Raw genomic sequence first — 14,718 nt, forward strand, 5'->3', positions numbered from 1 at the left:
CGCGCGAAACGGTTAGTGTGACAGCACACTAATCATCCCGCTCTCCCCGACCGAACAGCTCTGGAAGGGAAGACTACTGCCGCCGGAACACCCTATAGCGACCTCTCATCCGGGCCGGACTACTGTGTATCGAGTAGCCGTACCGGATGTGCGGGCCGGCGCGTGAGGAGTGCGTCGAGTTGCTCGAGACACGACGTCCCGCTGGCGACGACAGTACGGTCCGCGGTGTCTTCCGTGGTGAATTGATCGACGAGTGTCTCGCCAACGTCCACGCTGAGCTCGTAGTACTCGGACTTGTAGCCGAAGCTTCCAGCCATTCCACAACACTCCACGTCCGAGGTCGTCACGTCGAACCCGCAGTCTTCGAGCACCGCCACCGTGTACGGTTCGAGATCGAGCGTCCGCTGCTGACAGTGGCTGTGGTAAGCGATCCGCTCGTCGCCGCCGCCAGGGAGTACATCGATGTCCGCCCCGTTCTCTAGCAGGCCGTAGACGTACTCCATGAGTTCGTAGCTGTGCTCCTGCAGCGCGGCGTAGTCGTCTTCCGGAAGGAGCCGTTCGTACTCGCGGTGGAACATCGCGAGATCTGACGGCTCGATGACGACGACGTCGTGACCTGCCGCGATGGCGGGCGCGATCGCGTCGTAGACGGCGTTGGCGTTGGACTGGGCCGTCGACACCATCCCCTGTGAGAGCGGGGCGCGCCCGCTCTCGCCTGCGGGCGGAACGTCGACGCGGATGTCGAGCGCCTCGAGGACGCGGACGGCAGCCTTCCCGCGCTCCGTGCGCACGTAGTTCGTGTACGCGTCGGGGTAGAGCGCGACCTGTCGGCGTGCCTCGTCGCGACCGACGCGTGGCCCCCGCTTCTCGAACCACTCCACGAGTGATTCACGTTCGAACTCCGGGAGTTCGCGGCGGCTGTCGACGCCGAGAGTTCGCTCCAGCAGCGAGCGCGCGGGACCGGTCCGTGCGGCCCAGTTCGAGAGCGGTGCGAACGCCGACCCGAGTTTCGCCAGCGTGTCGAAGTTCCCGAACAGCCGTTTCTGGAGGTCGACCCCACCAGGCTCCTCGTCCGGGGTGAGCCCCTCCACGAGGAAGTCGAGGTCGCCGTCCTTCCCGCGATTGATGCGGTCTCGGACGACCGTGTTGATCCACGGGATGTCGATGTTCACCGGACACTGGTTCACACACCGACTACAACCCGTACAGAGGTCGTTGAACTCGGCGGCGCTGTCCTCGCCGTGGACGCCGGCCTCCCAGCCGGTGGCGATGCCGCCGGAGTACGTCTCGCCACCGAAGGCGTGGCCGCCGACGTGCTGGAAGTTCGCACAGGAGTTCGCACACGCCGAACACCGGATGCAGTACAGCGTCTCACGGAGCTGATCGTCCTCGCGCATCTCCATCCGCCCGTTGTCGATGAGCACGAGGTGGAACTCGCGGTCGTCGCCGGATTCGAGTTCGTTCCCGCCGAACGTGGGGGAGTCACTCGGCGGGGTGAACAGCGAGACGTAGGAGGTGATGTCCTGGCCGGTCCCGGACCGCCCGATCAGTTCGACGAACGGCTGGAGATCCTCGACACTCGGGACGAGTTTCTCGACACCCGCGACTGCGACGTGGGTGTCCGTCGCTTGCACGCACTTGCGGGCGTTCCCCTCACTCGTGACGAGCGCGAGCGTGCCGGTGTCCGCGGTAACGAAGTTCGCGCCCGTCATCCCGACCTCGGCGTCCAGGATCTTCTCGCCGAGGTACTCACGAGCGAATCGCGTCAGCTCCTCGGCAGTCTCCAAGGGTTCCTCGGGGTCGAACACCTCGTTGAACAGGGTTGCGATCTCCTCGCGGGACTTGTGGATCGCCGGGGCGACGATGTGTGAGGGGGCCTCGTCGGCGACCTGGAGGACGAACTCTGCGAGGTCGGTCTCCCAGACGTCCCCGCCGCGTGCCTCAAGCGACTCGTTGACCTCGATCTCCTCACTGGTCATCGACTTTGACTTCACCACGTCGCGGCCGTCGACGACCTCCTCCATGTATCGGTTCGCGTCGGCGGCGTCGTCGGCGACGTAGACGCTGCCGCCGTTGGCTTCGACGGCCTCGGTGACCTGGTCGATCAGTTCAGGGAGGCGTTCGATGGCGTCTTCCTTGATGGCACGAGCCTCGTTTTTCAACTCGTCGTAGTCATCGAGATTCGCGGTGGACTCGTACCGGCCCTCGTTGAAGACCTGGGTGTTCTCGTGGACGGCGTCGCCCTCGGTGTCGAGGAGATGGCGGATGCGCTCGGCCTTCTGCCGGCGGGTGTCGGCGCTCATCTACTTGCCCTCCAGAAGTACGACCGTCACATCCATCGGGCCGTGAGCGCCCGTCACGAGCGCGCCCATGTCTGCGGTTGCGCTCGGCCCCGTCGCGATGATGGACTGTCCGACGCCGTTCCGGATGTCCTCGGCGAGCTGGTCGAACGTCGCGTCCATGTCCGGGAGTACGTCGCTGGCGGCGACGACGGCGACGTGTTCGTCCGCGTAGAGACTCACCGGCTCCTCACCGTCGGTACCGCCCTGGATGATCACCGAACCGTAGTCGGCGATGCCGTAGCCGGCAGCAGTGACGCCGGTCGCCGCGGCCTCGAGGTCCGCGATCGACGGATCGGTCTCGACGCTGTCCGGCAGCGAGACGGTCTCGAAGGGGAGTGAGGTGCCGACTGTGGGCGCGTCGAGCAGGGGTGAAAGCGTCGACGCGAACTCGTCGGCCGTGGTTCGCACGAGTTCGACGCCGACTTCGTCGAGTGACGACTCGAAGGTCGCAATTGGCTCGGCTGACATGTCCCAAAAAATTGTACCAACAGTTAATGGGTGTTTCCTCCCCGGCCCGACCATGATTTTCTTTCGTTATGGATAATCGCCCGATCCGGCCGTATTTGCAGGTACATATCATGCAGAAAGTAAGTTACATATGGATGGTTATGAGATGGCCCAATAGTGGAGAGTTCCAACCATGCCTAATGTTCTCATACTGGCTCTCGTCGGCGTCGTCCCGATCGGCGTCGCGTTCGTACTGCTCGCTGGGCTCCGGTGGTCCGCTGCCCGCGCAATGGGTGTCGGGTGGCTGCTCGCGGCCGGAATCGGACTCACGTACTGGAGTATGGAGCCCACCTGGTTGGTGGCCTCGGCCGTCTACGGCGCGCTGCAGGCCGTCGACATCATCCTCATCGTCTTCGGGGCGATCCTCCTGATGAACTACCTCGAGGGGAGTGGCGCCATTGCTACGATCAGGTGGTACTTCGGGCAGATCGAAGAAGACCGGCGCATCCAGGTGCTGCTCATCGGTCTCGGGTTCATGACCATCATCGAAGGTGCAGCCGGGTTCGGGACACCGGGAGCACTCGCCGCACCGCTGTTCATCGGCCTCGGATTCCCCCCGTTGGCCGCTGCGGTGTTCGGGCTTTATTTCAACGCCCCGAACCCGCCGTTCGGTGCCGCCGGCACGCCTGTCATCGGCGGCACCGGTGCCGTCATCGACCCAGCGCTGTCCGGGTCGGTGAGTGTATCCGAGTTCCTCTCGATGGTCTCCGCATGGACTGGCGTCGTCACGGGAGTGACGTACGTGTTCTGGGGACTGCTCGGCGTGTTCTTCCTGACGTACTGGTTCGGGAACGGTGACGGTGAACGCAGCATCGGAACCGCCGTGCGTAGCACTCTCCCCATCGCGCCGTTCGCGCTCCTGCTCGGCGTCGTCACTGGTGGCACACAGCTGGTAATCGCGTGGTTCGTCGGGCCTGCACTCCCCGATATCGCCGCAGGGTTCGTGGTGCTCGGCATCGGTCTCCTGCTCGCAAAAAACGATATCCTCATCCCTGATGACCAGTGGGACTTCCCCGAGGAATCGACATGGAGCGACACGTGGCTCGGCGGCCTCGATCTTGACGAGGTGTCCCGTGACCAACCCAAAAAGGAGATGTCTGTGCTGTTGGCGTGGACCCCGTACCTGCTCGTTGCGCTCGCACTGCTCGTCACGCGGTGGCCGGACCTCACGGTCGCCGGCGTCGCCGTCCTCGACTGGATCCAGAGTTTTTCCGTCGGACTCGACTCGATCCTCGGTACTGAACTCGGATACACTCTTCAGTACCTCTATCTCCCCGGAACGATGCCGTTCATCCCCATCGCGATCCTCACTGGCTTCCTTCACAAGATGGACACCACACAGATGGGGGAAGCGTGGCGACGGTCGATCCAGCAGATCGCTCCGGCCGCCCTCACGCTCATTATCGCCGTCTCGATGACGCAGATAATGATTCAGTCGCAGACGAACACCGCCGACCTCCTCGGCATGATGGAGGCACTCAGCCGCGCGCTCGCGATGGGCGCCGGCGGCCTGCTCCCGCTCATCTCGCCGTGGATCGGCGCTATCGGCTCGTTCATGACGGGGAGCAACACGTCCTCAAACATCCTCTTCAGCGTACTCCAGTACAACGCCGCCGAGACGGTCGGCGTCTCCCGGGTGATCGCCGTCAGCCTGCAGAACGTCGGCGGCGGCCTCGGAAACATGGTCTCGGTGTTGAACGTGGCCGCTATCTGTGGTGTCGTTGGAATCACTGGGCGTGAAGGCGACCTCCTGCGGAAAGCGATCATCCCGATGGCGCTGTTCGCTGTCTTCGCCGGCCTGTTCGGGATGCTGCTGACGTACGTTCTGGTTCCCGGCCTGTTCTGACCCCGGTCGACGACGTACCGGGGCTCCGCCGCTTCCGGAATCGAAACGAGGTGAACGAATAGAACGAGCCAAAACGAACTCACCGAACTCGTACTGCTCGGTCTAAACGAACTCCGTGAGCGCCCCGTTCTCCCGGTTCGGTATCTGCTCGAACGCGGAGTTCGTAGTCGCGATCGGCCGATCGTTCGGCCTGATGTCCGCGAGTTCGCCGTCGGGGACGGTTGCAAGGCGACCGACGGTCAGCGGCATCAACGCCAGATAGACCCCGGTCGCCATGCTCGTCGGCGCCGCGGCGACAATCGCGTCGTCGAGACCGCGGCATCACGGATCACTGTTCCGTCACTGTCGGCAGGAGCATGGTGAGTCACGCCGCGCTTACTGTCGCGCGCCGCACGCCTCCCAGCGCCGACAGACACGCCACGCGAACCCGGGGCCTTTACGATGTCTGCGTCGATCAGGTTGGTTGCTACGCTGATTCCGGTCGGAAGCGCGTAATCGGTACGTCGTCAACGTCGTCATAATCGTCATCGGCACCGACGAGTAGCATGCCGCTGACTTGGTTCGCGGTTGCGAGCGCGAACGCATCGCCAAGTGCTGGCGAGTAGCGCAATTTGAAGTCGGCTGCACTGGGCCACGTCTCCTCGGTATCGACTTGCCGTATCCCGGTTTCTTCAAGGACGTTGACGATGGCGTCGGCACGGGCTTCACTGTCGATAGCGCGGACGACATAATGGACCTCAGCGAGGTTGATCGCGGAGATATAGCCATCAGCCGATCCTTCTACCGCTTCGATGTAGGTTTCGACGGTGTCACTACCCGGCTCATCACAGAAGTACGCAACTAGCGGTTCCGTGTCGAAAACGATAGTGTCGGGATGCTCACGTGCTGCTGTCATTTCGTATCCTCAGTATCGCGACCGACATACCGCTCCTGCAGCTCCTCGTCACTAGCTTTGTCCTGTTTTCGTTCCTCACGCAGCCGTTCGACTGCCGAGTTCCCTTGGTCGTCGGTCTTTCCCGCCAAGATGCCGCGAAGGTCCGTGGCCGACTGAATGGGACGAACGATGACCTCCCCTTCGTCGGTGCGAACGAACTTTACCCGGCCGGGAGTATCGATCCCTAGTTCCTCGCGAAACTCTTTCGGGATCGTCGCCTGTCCGCGAGAGGATACCGAGACGACTTTTTCAGACTCTGATTCACTCATACTTTCTCTACCCATTACTTTACCACACTCATATATGGGCTTGACGGGCAACCTAACGGCTATACGAGCTCTCTATTCTACGATGGAGAGCAGCCGATCGCGATGGCTCCTGATCGTCTCGACGGTCACCCCGGCGGCCGCCGCGGCATCGGCTTGCGTCAACGGCGCGTCGTGGACACACGCCGCCATGTACAGGCAGGCGGCGGCGAATCCGGATGGATGCACGCCGGTCGTGATGCCGGCGTCGACGGCCTGCACAACGAGCTCCTCTGCCCGGCGTCGAACAACGTCCGTGCAGCCGAGGTCGGACGCGAGTCGCGGGACGAACTGGTCCAGGCTGACTGGTGGGGTCGGCAGCCCCAACTCTTCGTTGAGCACCGTGTAGGCGTTCTCGACGCGGTTCTGTCCGACCTGCGCCATCGGCGCCACATCGTCGATGAGCCACGACTCCCCGTTGCACCGGCAGGCGCCGAAGACGCTCGCGGCCGCCATCGCCTCGATTGATCGGCCTTTGAGCAGTCGTTCGTTCTGTGCCGTCCGGAACAGCTGGCAGGCTTGATCACGCACTGAATCCGCGAGGCCGAGTGCGCTCGCGATCCGCCGAATCTCCGTGAGTCCATGCCCGAGGTTGCGCTCCTTCGTGGACCGCCATCGGCCACGGGACTGTTCGCGACGCATCCGCGCGAGGCGTCGACGCTTCTCGCTCGAGAGGGCAGTCCCCCTCGCGTCCTGTCCGCTGCCGATCACCGTCGACAGTCCGCGGTCGTGTCGGGCCGGGGTGAGTGGTGCACCCGTTCGCTTTGCTGTATCGGCGTCGTCGCGGTGCCACTCCGGTCCACGGTCGATCGACTGCTCGTCGATGATGAGTCCGCAATCTGCACAAACTGTTTCGGCTGAATTCGTTCGCACCGGGCCCCCACACTCGGGACACGGCTCAGTTGTACCACGCTGGATGTCTTCGTCGAACGCACGCTCGTAGGGTTCACTCGTCGTCATCGGTCTCACCTGATTGAGGTCACGCCGATTCGGCGCGCCCCGCACCCCTCTTCGGGGGGTGACAAACTCGGCGGGAGACGCACGCCCGATCGATCGGTGCCGACGCGTCGAGGACGCCGTCGACGGTGTAGGCGGGTGAGTAGGGCCAGAACGTAGCTGTCGTCAAGTCTTAACCAACACTACAACCGAATCGATAGAGTTGTTGGTTAAAACGCTGGCGGCGACTCTCGCGTCGCCAGTTGGTGATGCGAGGCATTCAGAAGTGGACGTCAGCGGGTACGATCCAGAGCTCCTCACTCTCACAGCCGTCGTCCAGCCTCGTGTCCGGAATGTGGGACGCCTCGCCGGTCGGCCGTAGTTCCTCGAAATCCAGATGGCGATCACGCATCGGTTGGTGTGGTTTGTCCCGGATTCGTATTTCAACGTCAGGGCCAGTAGTCCGCCCTGTCTCCCGTTTGAATATGGGCCATGAACTATCTCATGCGAACATCTTATACTTCATGAACAAGTAGATGAGAGTAGCAACTGGGGTCCCTATGAGCAGCAACGACACCAAGCACGTGCAAACTGAACTGAACGAGGACGAATACGAACGCTTCCGGGAGTTCGCTCGAGAGCACGGGCTCTCGCTCAAGGAAGCCGGCCACGAGGCGCTTATCGAGTGGATCGAACGCCAGCAGCAGGCCGACCCGAACGACCCGGCGTTCACAGTCCTCGACGACCTCGAGGACGAATCGCTCCCAGCGTCGGCGGCGACGGATGCCCGCGAGGAAGACGATCTCGTCGAGGAGTGGGACGGCAGCGACGAATCGTTCACGCTCGCCGACGACCCGTCCGCGCAATCCTGAATTCGGATGGCTGAACCAGTCGAAACCCCGATCGGGACGATCACGCCCGAGCATTTTCGCCCGGGGCACGTCCGCCATCAGGTCGTCGTCGGGCCGAAGTTCCTGTACGCATTATTCAACCCACAAGATCGGATGCACGCAGTCTCGCGGGCGTTCATGACCTTTGTCCGCGACGGTGACCTCCCCTATCGTCGCCTCATCGTCAACGATCACATCGTCGACGAGGCTGCCACACGGCTGAAAAAGCAAGCGTCAATGCGGAACGCAGCCTCGTTCCTGACGACGCTCGACGAGAGTACGCTCTACCAGTTCGAATCCGTCTCCGAGGACGTTTTCGATGACGCCAAAGCAACGTTCGTCGAGTGGACGGATCTGGATGCGTCACTCACCGATTTCACTGTTGCAGCCCATATGGACGCCTCAGGGGTCGATCACATCCTCACCTACGACCGGCACTACGATGCGTTCGACGTGACAACGCTTCCGTATCGCAATCAGGACTAGCGGTGCCAAGTATGTCCGAATCCCCGCAGGACGGCGTTCAGTCGTGGAGTGAGTCGATGACCGCCCGCGAACGCATTCGGGCGGTCGCCGAGACGCTTCGCGAACCGCGGTCGGTCAACTGGATCAGCGAGCAGGCTGACGCCGCCTGGAGTACGACTAACGAGGAACTCCAAGATCTCGTCAACCAAGGCCAGCTGCGCCGCGTTGAGGCCGGCGAAACCACGCGCTATCTACCGGACTACACGCGCCTGCTCTTCGAAGAGATCCGGACGCTCATCGAGGAAAACACCCGCGAGGAGCTGCGGAGCGAATTGGCCGCAATCACCGAGGAGATCGAGGCGTGGCAGGCGACCTACGACGTCGAGACGTGGGAGGAGCTCGAACAGTCGCTTGCCGACGGCGACCTCTCAAGTGACGAGCTTCACGAACGCCGTGACGTGATCACGCGCTGGGAGGAGAATCTGGAAGACCGTCGCCTCATCAAGCACGCGCTGGCGCTCTACTCGGATGTCGAAGCCGCTCGCGAACAGCGGATCAATGTGGCTGACCGCGCCGCAAACTAATTCTCGTGATCTTCGAACATACGGGTGTCATCGAAGGGGACACAACTACTCGCAGGACTGCTCGCCAAGCTTCTCTCGAAGCTCGACTGCTGCCTTTTCGAAGTGTTCCGCGAGGAACGGCGTTCCCGATGTCGCCCGCTCCTCGAGGAATGCGACGGCGTCAGTGACCGCATCAGCGTCCCGTTCTGCGGTCGCGACACAGTCGACATACTCGTCGATTGCCCGACTGAACGCACGCGAGAAGTGGTCGTACGCGCCGTCGACGCGCTCCATGTTGTCGTCGAGCGACTCGACGAGTGCCCGGTAGACGGTCGCCGCCGACGCGTCCCGCCCCTGTTCGCGGTACTCGTTCGCGAGATCGAACCACTGCGTGAAGTCGATCGGCTCGAAGACGACGTGGTACTCGGGATTCGTCTCTTCGAACCGCCGATCGATCGCGGTGCGAAGCTCGTCGACCGACTGTCTCGTCGGCTCGCCGACGCGGGCGAGAAACCGATCGCGGAGATTCGCATCGGCCACGAGTTCGTCACGCAGGAACGCGCGGAGTTCGTCGGCGTCGACGCCGTCGAGTGCGGCGTCGAGTCGATCGCCTTCGTTTGGCGGTGGGTCGTCGACACACCGAAGCAACACGGCGACGACGTGCTTGCACGCTCCCGGCCCGTCGTACGGACAATCGCACCACGGGGTAAACCCGTCGGTGGCGAGGTCAACACGAACATCGTACTGACGGCTGCCGCTCACAACGGCTATGACAGTGCTGTCGACGCGGTGAATCTCGTGGATACACCCATCAGCGAGATAACGTTCGCCACGTTCGAAGACTGCGTCCGTGCAGATGTCCCGAACTGCGTCCTCGGTTACCTCCATCCGTATGGTGGATTTGACGCACTATTCAGCCGATCCAGATCCCCAGTCTCGTATGCTGCTCGCCACATTGCATGGACGGCACGCGTCACGAGTGAGACCTCGGTCACGTCGATACATGACGGTTCGGCGGCCGATGTCGCGGCCTCGGGCGGCGGGTGGAAATGGTTCTCGGGGGAGTGTGTGTTCGGATGGCGATCGAAGCGCCAATTGACGTCCTCACTATCGACGTAGTGAAACGAATACATCTCGAGTTCGCTCCACTGGATATCGAGTCGCGCAGCGTCGGCGTCGCCGAGCCCATCGCTGAGACTGATCTGCAGTTCCGTGGGGGCGACGACATCGTCGTACCCCGTTGCGTCGACTAACGGCTCAAGGTCGAGCCAGAGGTCACGAATCCGCTGGAGCGCCGGGAGATAGATCGGGCCGAACTCGCCGGCACGATCGTCGTCACTCATACCGCGAGTTGGTGGCTGGCCTCGTCGTAGGCGAGTGCAGCTTGGGCGACCGCGAGATTCTGCCGCGTCGTTCGCCACGCGGTCAGGTCGTCCCAGCCGTCCGTTTCGCCGGCCTCGAGTTGCTGGGCGAGTTCTTCCGGGGACACCACGTTGTAGCGGTCCTCGTAGCGCCGGATCTCGGCCTTCATGTCTTGAATACTGTCGAGCAGCTCCGGGCGATCGACTTCCTCACGCAGTTCACGGATCCGGGACATCAACACCCGGTCGCTGTTGCGCTTGTACAGCGTCGTTTGGCCATCCTGTTCGGTCTCGGCGAACCCGGTGTTCACGAGCGCCTTGCAGTGTCGGCGTGCCGTCGGCTCGCTCACGAGAGCCCGGTCGGCGATCTCGGCCGCCGACTGCCCGTCGTGAGTCTGTTCGACGATTTCGTACACTCGCTCAAACGGCGTGGTGTCGTCTTGCCAGTCCGCTTTGACCTGCTCGTTGACGTCGTCCCCCGTCTCGGCCATACTGGGTGCTACGTATTGTGTCCGCAAATAGTTTTCTGAGGAAACTATTCTTTCTTTCAAACGGTTGTGGCTGCGCGCGCAGCGACGACAGGAGCGAGCACGGAGCGGAGGGTGGGGCGGTGGGGGCTGGACCGGTCCGGCACACAGCAAAAAAAGAAGGCTGCGCCGACTGGCTATTCGTCCCACCACCGACCGCGCTCAGGGAAATGCAGGGTCGACCACCCAGTGACGGCTACTGAGACACGCCCGTTGTACCAGTTCTTCGCAGCCCCGTGAATGCGAACTCGCTCGCCTTCCTCAATCCACGGGGCATCCGATGCTTTCCAACTCGTCAGCTTCGTACGACCACTTTCGTCCTCGATGAGACCGACCTGAGCGATGCTCGGACTGGATGGCTCCCACAGCTGCGTCACACGACCTTCAACACTCACCTCCTTGCGATCGATGTCCTCCAGAGCGTCGATTGGCACGGTGCCCCCCGGGGCCGTCTGCAACTCCTCGAACACCCGCACGACCGCACTCGTCAGGTCTCGGCCGTCGACGATCGCTTCGGCCAGCCGGCGACTGATCGCCGCCCGCGACCAGCCATCCAGCCGCGTCGCGAGTCGATCTGCCTCCGTGTTCACCGTCGCCAGTTCATCCTGGGAGAGCTCCGCTCGGGGATCATCCCGTTCGGGGTCGGCCATCGGCTCCACGCTCGCCGCCCGCTGCTGGAACTCCCGCCGGCGCTCCGTGCTCCCTTCAGCGGCGACCGCCCGCGTGCGCTGCTCACGACCGTCCTGCGTGCCCAGCTCGGCTTGGGCACTGATGCGCTCCAGTTCGGCTTCCCGCGCCCGAATACGCTCCTCCTGTTCGAGGGTGACACCGTGAATCCGATCCTCGCTCGTATCCGCGATCCCATCTGGGTGATTCGCATCCACCTTCGCCTGCGTCTCCTGCTCGACCTCCGCCTCGAACGCCGGCGTCTCGTCGACGACCGGGAAGCCGTCCTCATCGACCGCCTGACCGCCCGCGTTCTCGAATGCCTGTTCATCGACCGAAACTACATCCGTCGTGACGTTGTTACTTGACATTGGAACTTAGACCAGTTCCTGAAGGCGCTCACGCGCCGACTCCGCGATGCTCCTACATCGCGGATTTCTTCAACGGACGACGACCGACAGAACCGTCTGTGCGCTCTCGCTCGCGCCTTCGCGAGCGCCCTCCTGGGCGCGAGCGAGAGCGCGCCCGAGGAGGTCAACTATCCAGCACCGCGCGCCGTCCTGCCGAGCGATGCGTGGCTGACCGGCGGGAGGCCACGGGCTAGCGAGCGGGGAGCACCGCGACCCGCGAGCAGCGAGGCAGGGCTTGGAAGACGAACGGAGTGAGTCTTCCAGCGACCCGCCCGGAGCGAGGGGCCAGCGGAGAAAGCGTGGGGGGTGAGCAGCGACGCCGCGCAATCCTCCGCGCTTTCCCGCTGGCGTCGAGGGCACATCCATTTTAGCCCGGAACGGGCGCGGGCGGTGCGGAGAGCGCCCGCACGCCCGGAATGGTCGGTCGCGAGCGACGCGAAGGGGGGAACGCGGCGAGCGGTGCGAGCCGTGACGTACACAGCAAAAAAGAGCCTGCCTGGCGACCAGGCAGACCACCCGGAGTGACATCCTCACCGCACTGGTCCCTCACACAGGAGGCGTTGCTGAGGTTTCAGGACTGCACTCGTGAGCGTCATCGCTGTGATCGGCTCTACTCTCGAGGTCCTGTGGCACTGTCACGGGTGCGCCCGCTCCGTGGCGTGTCATCGCTGGCCGGTTTTCCAGGGACAGCTCTCACCCCACGGATCGAGGCGGCCGGCGATATTGGCCGCCGCGTTGATATCGGCCTGATAGACCGACACCCAACAGTCGTCGTTTGGACAGCGGAACTCCGCCTGTTCGGGACGGGTGCCGATGTGCCCGCAGGCGTGGCAGATCTGGGACGTGTACGCTGGGTCGACGTACTGGACAGGAATCCCGGCGTCGGCGGCCTTGTCCGCGAGTCGCGTCTGTAGCCGGTCGAACGCCCACGCGTGGAGCCGCCGGCTGAGATGCGGCCCGACGTCGAGGTCCTCCTGGAGCGACTCAAGGGCCTCCAGGACGATCACCGGTTGCTCGAAGCCGGCGGCGTAGTCGACAGCCCGGCGGGTGGCCGTCTCAATCTCGTCGCCGAGCGCGTTCCGGAAATATGCGGCTCGCTCGTCGATCCGCCACGCGGCGGCGTCGCGTTCCTGCAGCCGCTGGAGTGTCGTTCGCAGCGTCTGATGGAGGTCACGGGCCCGCCCGCCGTCGACCAGTAACGGGTCGACTGGACGGCCGTTCCGGAGTGCGCAGCCGGTCAGCAGGATCGCCTCGCCGACGTCGAACCCGACCGGTGTGCAGGATTTGGAGTCAATATCTGTGTCAGGTGTCGGGAGCGTCAGCGGGACGTGGAGCTCCCAGCGGTCGTGTCGGGGTTGATGGACGAGCTGCAACTGTCCCGCGGTGGCGTCGCCGGCGAGCAGCTGGTCCCACCAATTCCGCTGGGCCGGGTTGATTGCGAGCGGGATCCAAACGTTCGTCCCGCGGCCCGGCTGGGGCACTTCCCAGCAGAACTCGTGGGTACGCTCCGCCGAGCGGTCGAACGTGGCGGCACGGTTGGTGAACCGGACCGGCTGTGCCGCGTTAAGATCCGGTGTGCCATCCTCAAGAAGCTGCGGAACGTGGCGCTTCAGCGCGTCCTTCGCCTGATACGGGAGGTCGTACGGCGTCACGATATCGTTGACCGCCGTCATCGTCGTCGCGCCGGCCTCGACGGCGGCTTCGAAAGCCTCGCGGTAGGTCGACTGGAGACGGCGAAGCTTCTGCTCCTTGTGCGCCGTTGGCTCGACGAGTGTCGCAACGACTGTCCGGATACGTTCATCTGACATGGAACTGAAGAGCTAGTGAATCAGTGGTCGGACTCGCCCCACATTCGGGGCACGTAGCCGAGGTGTTCGATGTCGTCCGCGTAGTCTCGGAGGAGCCCGATCAGGACGATTTCCGGAACGCCGTTCTCGGCCTGTTCGACTAACCACTCCTCCAGTTCGACTTCGGCTTCTTCGATCTCGTTCAGTTCGACCGACATCGATCATCGCGCCTCCATCAGACGGTTCAGCTGTCGCTGGCGGTGGTAACACATCCCGAATCACCTGTGCTGTGCAGGCACGACCGAACGCGCCTGCATCCTTCGCAGGCGCTCAAAAACACTACCGGACTAAACAGTTGAACCAAATATCATAGAACCATACCAAGCTTGATTTCTCGGGTTTCTACAGCCCGTAATTAGGAGAGTAGAAAGCGCACTCCGAGTAAGAGAGACCAGTGACACTCGCCCTGACGAGACTACTTATCACCCAATCTCTGTAAGTAAATACGTGAGCAGTATGAGTGACATCCGCTATGATATCGTTGACGTCTTCGCACAAAGCCAATATACGGGGAATCAACTCGCGGTTGTCCAACCAGAAGGTGAATTGAGCGGCGAAGAAATGCAGCGGATCGCGAACGAATTCGACTACTCAGAGACAACATTCATCGACCCAGATGGAAGTCATGCGGACGGATTCGAGGTCCGCATCTTCTCGCCCACGACAGAACTACCGTTCGCCGGCCACCCCACGCTCGGTACGGCGTACGTTCTCCGAGAGCGGCTCGGACTTTCCGATGATGAACTAGTGTTACACGAACAAGTCGGCGCAATCCCCGTTTCAGTCGAAAAAACAGCTACTGGTGATGAAATCTTACTAATGGAGCACCCGGAACCAACGTTCGATGAAATAATTGAGCCTGCGAGGGCGGCGGACGCGGTTTCCCTACCAGCTGACGTTTTGGATGACCAGTTCCCAGCCCAGATTATCTCAACTGGCGTTCCGACACTAATTGTGCCAGTTGAATCGCTAAGTGCGGTGAAGGAGGCCGAGACTAATGATGAAGTGGTACGTGTTTAGCCCGAACTGATTTCGCTGCTATCTCATAGAAGGCGCACAACTTAGCCTGTATGAACTGGCAGCAGAGGTTCGTGATGATTCTCAGGGATGGGCTCCACG

General features: G+C 62.7%; 18 protein-coding genes. 5 read left to right on the top strand and 13 right to left on the bottom strand.

Features of this window, described 5'->3' with window-relative positions; all coding sequences use genetic code 11:
* Positions 1–119: 119 nt before the first annotated feature.
* Both ACOZ32_RS13440 and ACOZ32_RS13445 read right to left on the bottom strand, forming a co-directional pair.
* Positions 120–2,303: an LUD domain-containing protein gene (locus ACOZ32_RS13440; protein WP_010904206.1), complete on the bottom strand. Its 2,184-nt coding sequence runs from the start codon at positions 2,301–2,303 to the stop codon at positions 120–122.
* Positions 2,304–2,810, bottom strand: coding sequence for a LutC/YkgG family protein (locus ACOZ32_RS13445; RefSeq protein WP_012289746.1), 507 nt, complete (start codon positions 2,808–2,810; stop codon positions 2,304–2,306). It lies immediately after the preceding gene.
* Positions 2,811–2,982: 172 nt separating this feature from the next.
* On the opposite strand from ACOZ32_RS13445, the gene ACOZ32_RS13450 reads away from it, so the two are divergent.
* On the top strand, positions 2,983–4,695 hold the full coding sequence (locus ACOZ32_RS13450; protein ID WP_012289747.1) for an L-lactate permease: 1,713 nt from the start codon (positions 2,983–2,985) through the stop codon (positions 4,693–4,695).
* A 102-nt stretch (positions 4,696–4,797) separates the two neighbouring features.
* Here ACOZ32_RS13450 and ACOZ32_RS13455 read toward each other — a convergent pair whose 3' ends face one another.
* From ACOZ32_RS13455 to ACOZ32_RS13475, 5 genes are all read right to left on the bottom strand, one after another.
* Complete coding sequence (locus ACOZ32_RS13455; protein ID WP_010904209.1) at positions 4,798–4,971, bottom strand: hypothetical protein; 174 nt, start codon at positions 4,969–4,971, stop codon at positions 4,798–4,800.
* 190 nt (positions 4,972–5,161) lie between these two features.
* Complete coding sequence (locus tag ACOZ32_RS13460; RefSeq protein ID WP_012289748.1) at positions 5,162–5,590, bottom strand: PIN domain-containing protein; 429 nt, start codon at positions 5,588–5,590, stop codon at positions 5,162–5,164.
* Entirely contained in the window at positions 5,587–5,898 is a 312-nt protein-coding gene (locus ACOZ32_RS13465) for an AbrB/MazE/SpoVT family DNA-binding domain-containing protein (RefSeq protein ID WP_010904211.1), read from the bottom strand. Before ACOZ32_RS13465 ends, ACOZ32_RS13460 begins: the two co-directional genes overlap by 4 nt.
* A 72-nt stretch (positions 5,899–5,970) precedes the next feature.
* Positions 5,971–6,894 (bottom strand): transcription initiation factor IIB, encoded by a 924-nt coding sequence (locus ACOZ32_RS13470; protein WP_010904212.1) that lies wholly within the window; start codon positions 6,892–6,894, stop codon positions 5,971–5,973.
* 256 nt (positions 6,895–7,150) lie between these two features.
* On the bottom strand, positions 7,151–7,282 hold the full coding sequence (locus ACOZ32_RS13475) for a hypothetical protein (RefSeq protein ID WP_012289749.1): 132 nt from the start codon (positions 7,280–7,282) through the stop codon (positions 7,151–7,153).
* Between the two features lie 148 nt (positions 7,283–7,430).
* Here ACOZ32_RS13475 and ACOZ32_RS13480 point away from each other — a divergent pair, with 148 nt between their 5' ends.
* The 3 genes from ACOZ32_RS13480 to ACOZ32_RS13490 are packed head-to-tail and all read left to right on the top strand — an operon-like array spanning position 7,431 to position 8,809.
* On the top strand, positions 7,431–7,742 hold the full coding sequence (locus tag ACOZ32_RS13480; protein ID WP_049892658.1) for a hypothetical protein: 312 nt from the start codon (positions 7,431–7,433) through the stop codon (positions 7,740–7,742).
* Between the two features lie 6 nt (positions 7,743–7,748).
* Positions 7,749–8,246, top strand: coding sequence for a type II toxin-antitoxin system VapC family toxin (locus ACOZ32_RS13485; protein WP_229732376.1), 498 nt, complete (start codon positions 7,749–7,751; stop codon positions 8,244–8,246).
* Between the two features lie 11 nt (positions 8,247–8,257).
* On the top strand, positions 8,258–8,809 hold the full coding sequence (locus ACOZ32_RS13490; protein WP_010904216.1) for a DUF7342 family protein: 552 nt from the start codon (positions 8,258–8,260) through the stop codon (positions 8,807–8,809).
* Between the two features lie 45 nt (positions 8,810–8,854).
* Here ACOZ32_RS13490 and ACOZ32_RS13495 read toward each other — a convergent pair whose 3' ends face one another.
* The 6 genes from ACOZ32_RS13495 to ACOZ32_RS13520 form a co-directional block, all read right to left on the bottom strand.
* Positions 8,855–9,676, bottom strand: coding sequence for an SWIM zinc finger family protein (locus ACOZ32_RS13495; protein ID WP_010904217.1), 822 nt, complete (start codon positions 9,674–9,676; stop codon positions 8,855–8,857).
* Positions 9,667–10,131 carry a hypothetical protein gene (locus ACOZ32_RS13500; protein ID WP_010904218.1) on the bottom strand — a complete coding sequence of 155 codons (465 nt, stop codon included), beginning with the start codon at positions 10,129–10,131 and terminating at the stop codon, positions 9,667–9,669. The genes ACOZ32_RS13495 and ACOZ32_RS13500 overlap by 10 nt, the downstream gene beginning before the upstream one ends.
* Positions 10,128–10,640, bottom strand: coding sequence for a winged helix-turn-helix domain-containing protein (locus tag ACOZ32_RS13505; RefSeq protein WP_010904219.1), 513 nt, complete (start codon positions 10,638–10,640; stop codon positions 10,128–10,130). The genes ACOZ32_RS13500 and ACOZ32_RS13505 overlap by 4 nt, the downstream gene beginning before the upstream one ends.
* A 173-nt stretch (positions 10,641–10,813) precedes the next feature.
* Positions 10,814–11,713, bottom strand: a complete 900-nt coding sequence (locus ACOZ32_RS13510; RefSeq protein ID WP_010904220.1) for an OB-fold nucleic acid binding domain-containing protein — start codon at positions 11,711–11,713, stop codon at positions 10,814–10,816.
* A gap of 701 nt (positions 11,714–12,414) precedes the next feature.
* Complete coding sequence (locus ACOZ32_RS13515; protein ID WP_010904222.1) at positions 12,415–13,560, bottom strand: RNA-guided endonuclease TnpB family protein; 1,146 nt, start codon at positions 13,558–13,560, stop codon at positions 12,415–12,417.
* Positions 13,561–13,580: 20 nt separating this feature from the next.
* Positions 13,581–13,757, bottom strand: coding sequence for a hypothetical protein (locus ACOZ32_RS13520; protein WP_010904223.1), 177 nt, complete (start codon positions 13,755–13,757; stop codon positions 13,581–13,583).
* Positions 13,758–14,055: 298 nt separating this feature from the next.
* Between ACOZ32_RS13520 and ACOZ32_RS13525 the strand changes: the two genes are divergently transcribed.
* Positions 14,056–14,619, top strand: a complete 564-nt coding sequence (locus ACOZ32_RS13525; protein WP_424335309.1) for a PhzF family phenazine biosynthesis protein — start codon at positions 14,056–14,058, stop codon at positions 14,617–14,619.
* Positions 14,620–14,718: the final 99 nt, after the last annotated feature.

This window comes from Halobacterium sp. MBLA0001 (assembly GCF_049705385.1).
GTDB classification, from domain to species: Archaea; Halobacteriota; Halobacteria; order Halobacteriales; family Halobacteriaceae; genus Halobacterium; species Halobacterium salinarum.

Excerpts from the sequence above, each read along its gene's own strand:
- ACOZ32_RS13440 (WP_010904206.1), bottom strand. The coding sequence starts at position 2,303 with ATGAGCGCCGACACCCGCCGGCAGAAGGCCGAGCGCATCCGCCATCTC.
- ACOZ32_RS13445 (WP_012289746.1), bottom strand. The coding sequence starts at position 2,810 with ATGTCAGCCGAGCCAATTGCGACCTTCGAGTCGTCACTCGACGAAGTC.
- ACOZ32_RS13450 (WP_012289747.1), top strand. The coding sequence starts at position 2,983 with ATGCCTAATGTTCTCATACTGGCTCTCGTCGGCGTCGTCCCGATCGGC.
- ACOZ32_RS13455 (WP_010904209.1), bottom strand. The coding sequence starts at position 4,971 with ATGGCGACCGGGGTCTATCTGGCGTTGATGCCGCTGACCGTCGGTCGC.
- ACOZ32_RS13460 (WP_012289748.1), bottom strand. The coding sequence starts at position 5,590 with ATGACAGCAGCACGTGAGCATCCCGACACTATCGTTTTCGACACGGAA.
- ACOZ32_RS13465 (WP_010904211.1), bottom strand. The coding sequence starts at position 5,898 with ATGAGTGAATCAGAGTCTGAAAAAGTCGTCTCGGTATCCTCTCGCGGA.
- ACOZ32_RS13470 (WP_010904212.1), bottom strand. The coding sequence starts at position 6,894 with ATGACGACGAGTGAACCCTACGAGCGTGCGTTCGACGAAGACATCCAG.
- ACOZ32_RS13475 (WP_012289749.1), bottom strand. The coding sequence starts at position 7,282 with ATGCGTGATCGCCATCTGGATTTCGAGGAACTACGGCCGACCGGCGAG.
- ACOZ32_RS13480 (WP_049892658.1), top strand. The coding sequence starts at position 7,431 with ATGAGCAGCAACGACACCAAGCACGTGCAAACTGAACTGAACGAGGAC.
- ACOZ32_RS13485 (WP_229732376.1), top strand. The coding sequence starts at position 7,749 with ATGGCTGAACCAGTCGAAACCCCGATCGGGACGATCACGCCCGAGCAT.
- ACOZ32_RS13490 (WP_010904216.1), top strand. The coding sequence starts at position 8,258 with ATGTCCGAATCCCCGCAGGACGGCGTTCAGTCGTGGAGTGAGTCGATG.
- ACOZ32_RS13495 (WP_010904217.1), bottom strand. The coding sequence starts at position 9,676 with ATGGAGGTAACCGAGGACGCAGTTCGGGACATCTGCACGGACGCAGTC.
- ACOZ32_RS13500 (WP_010904218.1), bottom strand. The coding sequence starts at position 10,131 with ATGAGTGACGACGATCGTGCCGGCGAGTTCGGCCCGATCTATCTCCCG.
- ACOZ32_RS13505 (WP_010904219.1), bottom strand. The coding sequence starts at position 10,640 with ATGGCCGAGACGGGGGACGACGTCAACGAGCAGGTCAAAGCGGACTGG.
- ACOZ32_RS13510 (WP_010904220.1), bottom strand. The coding sequence starts at position 11,713 with ATGTCAAGTAACAACGTCACGACGGATGTAGTTTCGGTCGATGAACAG.
- ACOZ32_RS13515 (WP_010904222.1), bottom strand. The coding sequence starts at position 13,560 with ATGTCAGATGAACGTATCCGGACAGTCGTTGCGACACTCGTCGAGCCA.
- ACOZ32_RS13520 (WP_010904223.1), bottom strand. The coding sequence starts at position 13,757 with ATGTCGGTCGAACTGAACGAGATCGAAGAAGCCGAAGTCGAACTGGAG.
- ACOZ32_RS13525 (WP_424335309.1), top strand. The coding sequence starts at position 14,056 with ATGAGTGACATCCGCTATGATATCGTTGACGTCTTCGCACAAAGCCAA.